Origin of the sequence: Sphingomonas sp. AP4-R1 (assembly GCF_013113735.1) — a bacterium.
Taxonomy (GTDB): domain Bacteria; phylum Pseudomonadota; class Alphaproteobacteria; order Sphingomonadales; family Sphingomonadaceae; genus Sphingomonas_I.
Genome location: NZ_CP053346.1, coordinates 638323 through 650353 on the forward strand (window position 1 = coordinate 638323; position 12031 = coordinate 650353).

General features: G+C 66.0%; 14 protein-coding genes and 1 riboswitch. Of the genes, 6 read left to right on the plus strand and 8 right to left on the minus strand.

Going from position 1 to position 12031, the window contains the following annotated elements; all coding sequences use genetic code 11:
• Positions 1-171 precede the first annotated feature (171 nt).
• Positions 172-283, plus strand: a riboswitch (TPP riboswitch).
• Between the two features lie 68 nt (positions 284-351).
• From thiC to HL653_RS03145, 5 genes are all read left to right on the plus strand, one after another.
• Positions 352-2229, plus strand: coding sequence for a phosphomethylpyrimidine synthase ThiC (gene thiC, locus HL653_RS03125; protein WP_171743223.1), 1878 nt, complete (start codon positions 352-354; stop codon positions 2227-2229).
• A gap of 360 nt (positions 2230-2589) precedes the next feature.
• Entirely contained in the window at positions 2590-2979 is a 390-nt protein-coding gene (locus HL653_RS03130) for a hypothetical protein (protein ID WP_171743224.1), read from the plus strand.
• A 241-nt stretch (positions 2980-3220) separates the two neighbouring features.
• The gene (locus tag HL653_RS03135; protein WP_171743225.1) at positions 3221-3613 is read left to right on the plus strand and encodes a hypothetical protein; all 393 of its coding nucleotides are present in this window, start codon (positions 3221-3223) and stop codon (positions 3611-3613) included.
• Between the two features lie 84 nt (positions 3614-3697).
• A complete protein-coding gene (locus tag HL653_RS03140; RefSeq protein WP_171743226.1) occupies positions 3698-4018 on the plus strand; it encodes a hypothetical protein in 321 nt (106 codons plus the stop codon).
• Positions 4019-4209: 191 nt separating this feature from the next.
• Positions 4210-4446, plus strand: coding sequence for a hypothetical protein (locus HL653_RS03145; RefSeq protein WP_171742657.1), 237 nt, complete (start codon positions 4210-4212; stop codon positions 4444-4446).
• Between the two features lie 108 nt (positions 4447-4554).
• On the opposite strand, the gene ung is transcribed toward HL653_RS03145, so the two are convergent.
• A complete protein-coding gene (ung, locus tag HL653_RS03150; RefSeq protein WP_171743227.1) occupies positions 4555-5265 on the minus strand; it encodes a uracil-DNA glycosylase in 711 nt (236 codons plus the stop codon).
• Positions 5266-5352: 87 nt separating this feature from the next.
• Between ung and HL653_RS03155 the strand changes: the two genes are divergently transcribed.
• Positions 5353-5751: a VOC family protein gene (locus tag HL653_RS03155; protein ID WP_171743228.1), complete on the plus strand. Its 399-nt coding sequence runs from the start codon at positions 5353-5355 to the stop codon at positions 5749-5751.
• A 131-nt stretch (positions 5752-5882) separates the two neighbouring features.
• Here HL653_RS03155 and HL653_RS03160 read toward each other — a convergent pair whose 3' ends face one another.
• The 7 genes from HL653_RS03160 to HL653_RS03190 all read right to left on the minus strand — a co-directional run bounded on the left by HL653_RS03160 (position 5883) and on the right by HL653_RS03190 (position 11906).
• A complete protein-coding gene (locus HL653_RS03160) occupies positions 5883-6188 on the minus strand; it encodes an alkylphosphonate utilization protein (RefSeq protein WP_171743229.1) in 306 nt (101 codons plus the stop codon).
• A gap of 62 nt (positions 6189-6250) precedes the next feature.
• Positions 6251-6769, minus strand: coding sequence for a GNAT family N-acetyltransferase (locus HL653_RS03165; RefSeq protein ID WP_171743230.1), 519 nt, complete (start codon positions 6767-6769; stop codon positions 6251-6253).
• Positions 6766-7302: a histidine phosphatase family protein gene (locus tag HL653_RS03170; protein WP_171743231.1), complete on the minus strand. Its 537-nt coding sequence runs from the start codon at positions 7300-7302 to the stop codon at positions 6766-6768. Before HL653_RS03170 ends, HL653_RS03165 begins: the two co-directional genes overlap by 4 nt.
• Entirely contained in the window at positions 7259-10045 is a 2787-nt protein-coding gene (locus HL653_RS03175) for an ATP-dependent DNA helicase (RefSeq protein WP_253717481.1), read from the minus strand. The genes HL653_RS03170 and HL653_RS03175 overlap by 44 nt, the downstream gene beginning before the upstream one ends.
• Before the next feature lie 8 nt (positions 10046-10053).
• Positions 10054-10617 carry a hypothetical protein gene (locus HL653_RS03180; RefSeq protein WP_253717483.1) on the minus strand — a complete coding sequence of 188 codons (564 nt, stop codon included), beginning with the start codon at positions 10615-10617 and terminating at the stop codon, positions 10054-10056.
• Between the two features lie 135 nt (positions 10618-10752).
• Positions 10753-11004 carry a hypothetical protein gene (locus HL653_RS03185; RefSeq protein ID WP_171743232.1) on the minus strand — a complete coding sequence of 84 codons (252 nt, stop codon included), beginning with the start codon at positions 11002-11004 and terminating at the stop codon, positions 10753-10755.
• Positions 10998-11906 carry a hypothetical protein gene (locus HL653_RS03190; protein WP_171743233.1) on the minus strand — a complete coding sequence of 303 codons (909 nt, stop codon included), beginning with the start codon at positions 11904-11906 and terminating at the stop codon, positions 10998-11000. Before HL653_RS03190 ends, HL653_RS03185 begins: the two co-directional genes overlap by 7 nt.
• Positions 11907-12031 lie beyond the last annotated feature (125 nt).

Consider the following 12031-nt stretch of genomic DNA (forward strand, 5'->3'; position numbering starts at 1 on the left):
CGCGGGGCCAACCCCTCTCTCTTCTCTTTCCTCTCTGCGCCTCGTCTCCGCGTGAATCTTTTCTTCTTTCACAGAGACGGGGAGGCGCAGAGCAGGAAAAAGCAGAAGCCTTCCGCTATCGCGGAAGACCAAAGATTAGGTGTTCCCGCCTCCTTCATAGCCCGCTACGATGCGCCATCCCCGGGGGGCCGCATGATGGGCGGCTGAGAGGCGCGGCATTTCCGCGCGACCCGTTGAACCTGATCCGGTTGACACCGGCGGAGGGAGGGCGCGACGGTACGAAGAGCCTGTCCGGGAGACAGGCGCGGGTGCCGAAGCGGATCTCCTTCTGACAAGAAGGAGACGTCGACGATGGCCGATATTCCCGCGCGCACCGAGCTTGCCGTAACTACCGGCCCCATTCGCGGCTCGAAGAAGATCCATGTCGAAGGGCCCGGCGGCATCAGGGTGGCCATGCGCGAGATCGCGCTGGAGCCCAGCGCCAACGAGCCGCCGATCCGCGTCTATGACCCGTCCGGCCCCTATACCGATCCGAATGCCCGCATCGACATCATGGCCGGCCTGCCCGAACTGCGCCGCGACTGGATCCGCGCGCGCGGCGATGTCGAGGAGGTCGCCCAGCGCGAGGTGAAGCCCGAGGATAACGGCCTCAAGGGCCCCGATCGCTCCGGCGGCGTCCAGCCCTTCCCGCACGTCCGCAAGACCGTGCTCCGCGCCAAGGCCGGGGCGAACGTCAGCCAGATGCATTACGCCCGCAAGGGCATCATCACGGCCGAGATGGACTATGTCGCCATCCGCGAGAATGTCGGCCGCGCCGCGCTCAAGGAAAAGCTGGTCCGCGACGGGCAGGATTGGGGCGCCTCCATCCCCGATTACGTCACGCCCGAATTCGTGCGCGACGAGGTCGCCCGCGGCCGCGCGATCATCCCGAACAATATCAACCACCCGGAATCGGAGCCGATGGCGATCGGCCGCAATTTCCTGGTGAAGATCAACGCCAATATCGGCAACTCGGCCGTCGCCTCCGACGTCGCGGCAGAGGTCGACAAGATGGTCTGGTCGATCCGCTGGGGCGCGGACACGGTGATGGACCTCTCCACCGGCCGCAACATCCACGACACGCGCGAATGGATCCTCCGCAACTCGCCCGTGCCGATCGGCACCGTGCCCATCTATCAGGCGCTGGAGAAGGTGGGTGGCATCGCCGAGGATCTGACGTGGGAGATCTTTCGCGACACCCTCATCGAGCAGGCCGAGCAGGGCGTCGACTATTTCACGATCCATGCGGGCGTGCGCCTGCCCTATATCCCGATGACGGCGAAGCGCGTGACCGGCATCGTCTCGCGCGGCGGCTCGATCATGGCCAAATGGTGCCTCGCGCACCACAAGGAGAGCTTCCTCTACGAGCGCTTCGACGAAATCACCGAGATCATGAAGGCCTATGACGTGGCCTACAGCCTCGGTGATGGCCTGCGCCCCGGCTCGATCGCGGACGCCAATGACGAAGCCCAGTTCAGCGAACTCGCCACGCTGGGCGAACTCACGAAGCGCGCCTGGGAGCAGGACGTGCAGGTGATGATCGAAGGCCCCGGCCATGTGCCGATGCACAAGATCAAGGCCAATATGGACAAGCAGCTGGAGGCGTGCGGCGAGGCCCCCTTCTACACGCTCGGGCCGCTCACCACCGATATCGCTCCGGGCTACGACCATATCACGAGCGGAATCGGCGCCGCGATGATCGGCTGGTTCGGCACGGCGATGCTCTGCTACGTCACGCCCAAGGAGCATCTCGGCCTGCCGGATCGCGACGACGTGAAGGTCGGCGTCGTCACCTACAAGCTCGCCGCCCACGCCGCCGATCTGGCGAAGGGCCACCCCGCCGCCAAGCTGCGCGACGATGCCCTGTCACGCGCGAGGTTCGAGTTCCGCTGGCGCGATCAGTTCCATTTGTCGCTCGATCCCGACACGGCGGAGCAATATCACGACCAGACGCTGCCGGCGGAGGGCGCCAAGTCCGCCCATTTCTGCAGCATGTGCGGCCCCAAATTCTGCAGCATGAAGATCACGCAGGAAGTGCGCGACTTCGCGGCCAAGCAGAATAGCGAGGCGAGCGACTTCCTCGCGGCCAGCCCGAAGCTGGAGGAAGCCGAGGCCGAAGCCGGCATGGCGGAGATGAGCAAGGTGTTCCGCGAGACGGGCAGCGAGCTTTACCTTCCAGACACGGAGTGAACCTCGCTTTCTTTGATTATAATATTGGCTTACATTGCTCCAAGCTTCATGGATTCGGGGGATTCGTATGGGGAGCTTGACGCGCGCAGCTCGCGAGATCAAGAATGAGCTTGAACAATTTCTCAACACTGATCTTACATCTCAAATAAATCTCGGCGACATCGGATATTATAGGGGGCGTAGGGTCGATTTTGATTGGGAAACAAGCCTTTCCCAACTTGGAATCGGCAGCATAAGCCCCAATACTCAATTTGAGATAGATCGTTTTTATCGAAGCTCCGGTAGCGTTAGCCTCACCGCGACTGCAAAGGCGGAAGCACGGTTGTTCGACTAGATTTTTCTCGAAAACATGCATTAGCCATGGAGTCTTTTAGACTTAGGTCTATTTCTTTTGACCTCCCTTCACTGGGAAAATCATTACGCACTTATGTGACTGACAATCCAGACTCATGGGACAGGCATTGGGTATTAGTCACAAAAAAATTCACCACTGATGGATTCACGTTTGTTCTTTCAGGCAGCGCCATGGCCGCCCTTGAACTTGATGTCCCTGTTTCTGGAATACCTGTAAATATAGCCGATACCACCTTGGGCATAAATCTCAGCTCAGAACACCTTCTTGATATGAGAGTCGTAGCACAGGGTGGCATTGAGCCATATTTTGTAGTGCACAAATTCTTACCAAAAACTGCGAACAAATGGGCGCTTCAAAAATACGCACAAAAGGACATTTATGATTTTTTTGGATAGCGTATAAATCCTGACTTTAGTTTGTCATGAATCGATTAATCCGATTTCTCTATTCGGAAGACTCCAGGAGCGCAGCGATTAGTCTCTCGTGCGATCACGCCGCGGGTGAGGCATGGGGCACTGCCGATTTCGACGATCCGATCGAGAAGGTCCAATTCGAGATAGTCCCGCCGAGCGAAGTTCGGCAGCGTGGGGCCGAGCGAAATGATCAGACGATCCGCATATGGCAGGGGAATGGTTCATGCGCACCGCCATCATGCTCGTGTGTGCGATCGGTGTGGCGGCTGCCCCGTCCGGAGCCGATGCGGTGAAACCTGATTTCTCCGCCGTCCGGTCGCGAGCCGATGCCGAAGCCCTGGTGGCCAAGGGCGAGCTGGTGCCGATCCTGCTCTTCCCCGCCGAATTTGGCGGCGAGGACCGGCCCGAAAACCGCACTTATGTTCCCCCCTTCGTGGTGGAAATCCGCGCGCGCCTGATCGGCACGATCGGTCGGATGCTGGACGAAGGCTCGGTCAACCAGATGACGGTGCACATGAGCTATCACGGCAAAAGCTTCATTCCCGCCTCCATCCAATTCCGTGCGTTTCACTCGGAAAAGGGGGGAAGTTTCGAGCCCGTCATCACCGTGTGGTGACGGGCCTGGCGCGCCACCCTACGGCCTTCGCCTGCCCCTCCCGGCATGCTAGTCTTGCGCCTCTTCTACAAAGGGACTCGGGCCATGGGATTGCTTGATGGGTTGCTCGGCCAGGTGGCCGAAAATGTGGATATCCAGAATCTCGCGGCGAAGATCGGGCTGGAGCCCGATCAGGTGGAGCAGGCCGTCCACGCGCTCGGCCTCGCCCATGTCGAGCCCGGCGACACGGCTGCGCTGGCGGCGGAGCAGACCGGGCTTCCGGTCGCCAAGCTGCAGGAGATTATCGGCCATATCGGCGGCGAGGGGTCGCTCGCCCAGTTCGCCAGTCTGCTGCAGGAACATGGCGGCGGCGAAGGCCTGCTCGGCAAGTTCGGCAGCGCCGCGGCGAGCTTCCTGAAGGGGTAAGCGCGGGGGCGCACGCCTCACCCCGCTCATCCTGAGGAGGGATCGAGCCTGTCGAGGGCCCGTCTCGAAGGACATGCCTCAACTGTGAGGCTTATCCTTCGAGACACCGCTTCGGCTTCGCTCAGCGGCTCCCCAGGATGAGCGGAAGAAGGGTTCAGTGTCTCTCAAATCCTGCTCATCACCCCCGGACCATGCCCACCGATCCTCCCAACGCCCTCTCCACCCCGCAGACCGCGCGCGCCACGCTGCGCGTCGGCGATCGGTTCGTGATGGAGGCGGAGGCGCGGGCCACCCCGCTCGGCCTGTTCGCGGTGGGCGGGCTGGTGGCGGCGATCCTGCTCGCCATCCCCCCGATCGTCCGCGCCAAGCGCGCCGGCAAGGCGCTGCCGCCCGCGCAGACGCCACGTCTCCCGCCACCGAGGCATTGAGAGGGCGCGGGCGTTATGCTCCGTACTCCTGCCAAGCAGGAGCCCCGGGGCCTAGCCGCCGCATTCGAAGCCCCGCGCTCCCGCTTCCGCAGGAGCATCGGGACGCCCCTACCCGATCGCCGGCAACGCCCAGTCGATCGGCTTCATCCCGCGCGCCTCCAGAAAAGCATTGGCCTTGGAGAAATGCCGGCACCCCAGAAAGCCGTTATGCGCGGAGAGGGGCGAGGGATGCGCCGCCTTCAGCACCAGATGCCGGCCGCCTTTCTCCACGCTCGGGATGAACGCCGCCTTCTTCTGCGCGTAGGAACCCCACAGCAGGAACACGACCGGCTCCTCCTTCGCCGCCACGAGCCGGATCACCGCGTCGGTAAAGCGCTCCCAGCCCTTGTCCTTGTGGCTGGCGGCCAGCCCCATCTGCACCGTCAGCACGCTGTTCAGCAGCAGCACGCCCTGTTCGGCCCAATGTTCGAGGAAGCCATGCCCCGGTCGCGCGATGCCGAGGTCCGAGTGCAGTTCCTTGTAGATGTTGACGAGGCTGGGCGGCGGGCGGACGCCGGGGCGGACCGAGAAGCACAGGCCATGCGCCTGCCCCTCGCCATGATAGGGGTCTTGCCCCAGGATCACGACGCGCACCGTGTCGAGCGGCGTCAGGTCCAGCGCGCGAAACCATTCGCCGCCCTTGGGGTAGATGTGCTTGCCCGCCGCTTTCTCCGCCACCAGAAACTGGCGCAGCGCCGCCATATAGGGGCTGGCGAATTCGTCGGCCAAAGGCGCGCGCCAGCTTTCGTGCAGCTTCACGCCCGGCGCCGTCTCGGTCATGCTCGTCTCCGCTGTCGTGGCCCGGCTTTCGTCCGCTGGTGCGAGAGCCGACCGCCCCCGTCAAGCGCCGCCCGCCCCGGAGATGCCATGCCCCGCCTCGCCCACGTCGCCCTCCTCGTCCGCGAGTATGACGAGGCGCTGGCTTTCTATGTCGGCCGGCTCGGCTTCTCCCTGGTGGAGGATGTGCCCCAGCCCGAACAGGCCAAACGCTGGATGACGATCCGCCCGCCCGGCGCCGGAGCGGACGCCACCACGATCCTGCTCGCCCGCGCCGCCACGCCGGAGCAGGCCGCCTTCATCGGCAACCAGTCAGGCGGCCGCGTCTTCCTGTTCCTCGCCACCGACGATTTCGCGCGCGATCATGCGGCCTTCACGGATGCGGGCGTGCGCTGGGTCCGTCCGCCGGCCGTCCAGCCTTATGGTACGGTCGCGGTCTTCGCCGATCTCTACGGCAATCTGTGGGATCTGGTGCAATTCTCGGGATGATGCCCAACTTGATGACATCGTCACCCTGAACTCGTTTCAGGGTCCATCACCCGACCGTTGCTCCAAGCCGAAGGGTTGGGTGATGGATGCTGAAACGAGTTCAGCATGACATTTGTCGGAAGGCGCGGCCCTCACCGTTTCCGCACGAACTCCGCGCGCAGGACGAGGCCCTTGATGCCCTCATATTTGCAGTCGATCTCCTGCGCGTCGCCGGTCAGGCGGATCGACTTGATCAGCGTGCCGCGCTTCAGCGTCTGCCCCGCGCCCTTCACCACCAGATCCTTGATCAGGGTCACCTGATCGCCGTCGGCCAGCACGTTGCCGACCGCATCGCGCACCTCGATCGCGTCACCGGGAGCCTTGGCGGCCGCCTCGGCCGCGCTGATCCACTCGCCGCTCGCCTCGTCATAGACGAACGCGTCCTCATCATCCTGCATAATTATTCCTTGTTGGCGTGAGCGGGCTGATGCCGCCCAGATTCAGCTTCGCTGAACCTCAATCACAGCGCCTTGACCCAGATCATATCCTCGAACGGCACGTCGCCGACGAAGAAGCTCTGCATCGATCCCGTATCGGCAAAACCCTCCCGCGCATAGAAACGCTGCGCCCGATCGTTGGCGGTATAGACGCACAGCAGCAGCCGCGCCGCCCCGCGCGCCTTCGCCTCGGCCTCCACCGCGCGCAGCAGCTGCGCGCCCCAGCCGTCCTTCTGCCAGCCGGCCAGCACATAGATACGCTTCAGCTCCCAATCGCTCGCGTCGGTCGGGTGATTGAGGTCGGGCGGCGTCATCACCGCATAAGCCAGCGGCGCGCCCAGCTCCGTCTCGACGATCCAGACCGCGCAGGCCGGGTCCGCCAGCGTCGCGCGATACCAGTCGACCGAATGATAGCGCGCCACATGCGCGACCAGGGCATCGCCCGGATGATCGTGCGCGAAGGCGGTGAGGAAGGTCGCCGCGCCCAGCAATGCCAGCCGCTCCGCATCGGCGTCACCCGCACGCCGCAACGTCGCGCTCATGCGAAATCGGGGCCGAATTCAGGATCCAGATCGCGCGGCCGCACGAAGCGCAGCAGCTCCCCCGTCTCGGGCGCGAGCGCCGCCCAGTCGTCGATCGCCAGCTTTATCTCGGCCAGCGTACCGGTGGGATATTTCACCATCACCTCGCCGCGCTTGCCGTCGTCCGCGCGCAGCAGCTGCAGCACCAGATCCTCCAGCCCCGGATTATGCCCCACCAGCAGCAGCCGATCGACCGGCTCCGGCTGCTCGCGGATCACCTCCATCAATTCCTCGGCCGAGGCGAGATAGATACGCCGGTCCCACGCCGGATCCAGCGCGCGGCCATAGCCCGCCGTCGCCTCCTCCAGCGTCTCCGCCACGCGTGTCGCGGGAGAGGCGATCACCGCATCGAAGCGCGTGTCCGTCTCGCGCAGATGGCGGCCGACGGCACGCGCCGCGCGGCGTCCCTTGGGGTTCAGCCGGCGATCGATATCGCGTGTGGCCAGCAGATCATCCCCCGCCTTGGCGTGGCGCAGCAGAGTGAGCGTCTTCATCAGATCCCGCGACAGCCTCCTTGGCGCGGCCCTGATGCCCCAAAGACGCGGCCCGCGAAAGACGCGAAGCGACATGCGCGACCGCCTCGTCCAGCGGCAGTCGCCTTATCGGCACGCCTGGCGGAAAAGCGGAGAGAAGCCGCGAGGGCATCGCCGCCGACAGCAGCACGAAACAGCCGCGATCGTCCGCGCGGCGGATCAGCCGGCCGAAGCCCTGCGCCAGCTTCGCGCGCACGATCCGGTCGTCATGCGCGCTGCCGCCATTGGCCGCGCGCCGCGCGCCGTGCAGCACGGTAGGGCGCGGCCACGGCACGCCTTCCAGCACCACCAGCCGCAGCGAATCTCCCGGCACGTCCACCCCGTCGCGCAGCGCATCCGTGCCCAGCAGCGAGGCGCGGGGCTCATCGCGGAAGATATCGACCAGCGTGCCCGTATCGATCGGATCGACATGCTGCGCGTAGAGCGGCAGGCCTTCGCGGGCGAGCCGGTCGGCGATGCGCGCATGCACCGCCTTCAGCCGCCCGATCGCGGTGAACAGCCCCAGCGCGCCGCCGCCCGACGCCTCGATCAGCCGCGCATAGGCGCCCGCCAGCGCGGGCATGTCGCCCTTCTTCACGTCGGTGACGATCAGCACCTCGGCCTGGTTCGCATAATCGAAGGGGCTGGCCACCGCGAAATCAGTCTGCGGCGCATCCAGATGCACCGCGCCGCTGCGCGCCTCCGCCACCGACCAGTCGCCCCCGCCCGTGAGCGTGGCGGAGGTGACGACCAGGCCGTGCGCAGGCTTCAGCACCGCCTCCGCCAGCGGCCGCGTCGGGTCCAGCCAGTGGCGGTGGAGGCCGACATCGAACTCGCGTCCCTCCACCCGATCCACCGCCAGCCAGTCGACGAAATCGGGATCGGCCGAGCCGCCCAACCGCGTCAGCATCGCGATCCACGCGGCGATCGTCTGCCCGCGCCGCAGCAGCCCGCCCTGCGCGCCCTCGATCCGCGCGCGCGCCGCCGCGTCCAGCCAGTCGGGCGCATCCTCGATCACGGCGATCAGCCGTTGCCGCAGCCGCGCGAGCGGACGCGCCAGCGCCTCCAGCGCCTCGATCGCGGGCTCGGCCGCCTCGATCAACGGCGCGTCCAGCTCGGCCGCATGCGTCTCCAGTCCGAAGCCCGCATCGGCCGCGCTGGCCCGCGCCAGCACGGTCGCGCGGACGCGGGCCAGCAGCACCTCCAGCGGCCCCAGCGGCAATTCCTCCGCCAGCCGGCCCAGCCAGCCGTCGGCGGGCAATTCGCGCGCCGCCGCCACCGCCTGCTCGATCGCGCGGCCGCCCTCCTCGTCATAGGAGGCCAGATCCAGCAGCCGCGCCGAAAGACCCCGCCGGCGCCCGCGCGCCTTGCTCTCCGGCCCCACGATCCAGCGGCGCAGCTCGATCGCCTCCTGTCCCGTCAGCGCCGAGGCGAAGGTGGAATCGGCCGCATCGAACAGATGATGGCCCTCGTCGAACACGATCCGCGCCAGCGGCGTCCCGCCCTCGGCCTGCCGCGCCGCCAGCAGCATGACGAGCGCGTGATTGGCCACCACCAGATCCGCGCCTTCGCTGGCCTTGGCCGCGCGCTCGATGAAGCATTTCCGGTAATGCGGGCAGCCGGCATAGACGCATTCGCCGCGCCGGTCGGTCAGTGCGGTCGCGCCCGCGCGGCGGAACAGGCTCGGCAGCCAGCCGGGCAGGTCGCCGCCGACCATGTCGCCATCCGCGCTATAGGCCGCCCAGCGCGCCACCAGCTGCGCGAGGATCGCCGCGCGCCCCTGAAAGCCGCCCTGCAGCGCATCCTCCAGATTGAGCAGGCAGAGATAATTCTCCCGCCCCTTGCGGACGACGATCTTCTCGCGCCGCTCGGCCGGGTTCGGGAAGATCCGCACGCCCTCCGCCGCCAGCTGGCGCTGCAGCGCCTTGGTGTAGGTGGACACCCATACCGCCCCGCCCGCCTGCTCCGCCCAGAGCGAGGCGGGCGCGAGATAGCCCAATGTCTTGCCGATGCCGGTGCCCGCCTCCGCCAGCACGAGGCGCGGCCGCCCCGCCTCCAGCCTGGGATCGAACGCGCGCGCCGCCGCCGCCGCATAGGCACGCTGGCCTTCTCGCGGCTCGGCCCCGTCGCCCAGCAGCTCGGCCAGCCGTTCCTGCGTCTCCGCCTCGTCCAGCCGGATCGGCATCGGATCGGGCCGCGCGCCCGTCTCCTCCCACTGCGGCAGGCGCGAGAACAGCCAGCGCTCGCCCCCCTCGGGCTTGGCGATGCGCGGCGCGACCAGGGCCGCCCACGGCCAGCGCCCGCGCCACAAGGCCTGCGCCGCCGTCCACGCCCCTTCGCGCTCGGGCCATTGCGGGTCGCCCATCCGCTCCAGCAAAGCCGCCGCCGCGCGCTGATAGAAAGCGGCCGCCCCCGCTTCGTCCACCGGCGGCTCGATCCCCAGAGCGCGCGCCAGCCCCGGCGGCGTCGGCACCGCGAAGCGCGCCGGGTGGACGAACGCGAACAGCTCCAGCAGGTCGAGCCCCGAAAGCTCGGGGAGCCCCAGCCGCGCGGCGACCAGCGGCGCGTTGAGCAGGATGGTCGGCGTGCCCGCGCAGAAGCTCAGCGCCTCGCCCCGGCCCACCGCGCGCACATGGCCCTCCCCGTCGGCCAGCCAGATGCCGCCGTGCGTCGCGTGGATGGCGGGAAGCCCCGCCGCCGCCAGCGCGTCCGTCCCTGCCGTCACGATCCCACTCACCAGCTGCCGACCGCGCTCACGAAACGCACCACTTCGGGCAGGCGGTCGAAATGGATATGGCCATCGATGTCGGCAGCCGGATCGCCCGCCACCAGTTGCACGGCCGCATTGCCGCGCCCCTTGGCGTCCACCGCGCCCAGCACGCCACGCATCATCCGCCGCCGCGATATCTCCATCAGCGGCCGATTATCCCACGGCACGGTCCAGAGCATCCGCCGGTCCGTCACGGTTATGCTGGTGAAGGGCGCGCGGATCACGGCGGTGATGAAGCCGCGATTGCGCCGGATCAGCAGGGTCGCCACCGCCACCACCGCGCCCGCCAGCACGAACGAACAGAGAATGGCGCGGACATAAGCATGCATCGAGGCCGGATAGGGCCACCAGATCGCCCACACCAGAAAGCCGAGCGACAAAATCTGCGGCATCATGAAGATCAGGATCGTGCCGGAGCCCGACGGCAGAGCCCCGAACCCCGCCCGCGCGACATAGAGGATATGCTCCGGCCGTTGCTCCGCGCGGCGCAGCGCGGGCAGCAAGATCGGCGCATCCTGTTCGCTCATGGGCATATGTCCGCAAGACGCGGCGGGCACCGGCGGCCCGTCACAGGCGAACATAGCGTGGACATCGGCGGGGGCAAGCGCCTCCTCCGGAGAGGCCGAGCCGACGGCAATGTCCAACACTCACCGATCAGCGACCTAGCTCTCTTCTATCCCGAAGGCGTGGGGCATATCCTCCACGAACGCGCGCACTTCACCTTCGTACCGAGACGAAATCGCTAGGAAACTGGCAGCAAGCTCCCGCCGTGAATTCTCATCCAATGCCTGCAGATCGCCGCTGAGCTGCTCCATGACCTGTATCGCCGTATCGGGATCCAGAGTGTCGTCCGAACAAAACTCAAAAAATATCGCCATATTCGCGATAGCTATGGCCACATCATTGCTTACCATGGCTTGACGATCCTAACCTTGATATTGTGGATGTTGAGGCCTCTCAGCAGCCTTACTGCTCGCCTCTGCTGCACCGCAGTCGGAACCTCCCATATGCCGATCAGTCCGTGCTGCTTTAGCACGTCGGCTTGTCGCAATGCCTGATCCTTGGCTTTCGATGTCATATAGATCGACCATTTTCGGTCGGTCATGGCATTGCCTTCAATGCCATCGAACTTCACCAGCCGGGTGGTGCCGTCCGGCATCGTTCGTTCGAGAGCGGGCGCTTGCCCGCGTCGGGTCACCACGTTGGAGCGCGCTCCCGTCGCAGAGTCATTATAGTCCTTGGGCAGATCCTTGAGACCGTTGCTCTCATCTACCCATATGACTTTTGGTCCGGTTTGCTCGGCAGTCGCCACGCGCTCGACCGCCGTGCCCCGACGGCCCGCTGCAGCAAGTCTGGCCGCCAAGGCCTCCGGAGCGAGCGCCAAGCCGGCCGCGCTTCCCGCCGCGCCGATCGCATAGCCGATGTCATAAGCGGACGCGTTGGCGATCGCGTCCGCAACCCGGCTGATTTGAACTGATGCCGGCGTGTCCTCGGCCGAGATCGCGTTGTCGATCTTTTCGGCAATGCCGCGCTCGACGTTCCCGACGGTGGTGGCTGGGTTGGTGGTCGCCGCCGAATAGAGACCGGCAACCGCCTCCATCCCTGTATCATAAACGGCGGTACCAGCACCGCGACCCAGGTCAGCTACGCCGGTCGCGACGCGATTCAGCGTATTGCCGGGCTGGAACGCGAAGGCCTGCTGGTAGCGCCGATATTGTGCTTCGATCGCTTCGGCATATCCCGGCTTATGGCCGTTTTTCGCGAGTTCTCTCGCCTTCCAAACATCCACCTCAGCCATGCTCGCGAGAGGGGCCATGGTGAAATCTTCGTCATACTGTATTTTGGGCGCACGGCCCCCGGAGGGTTCCGCCGTCCCACCACCGCTCGCACCAGACCGAACCCCCGCACCGACGAACGTAAACCTGCCGTCGTCCGGATCGT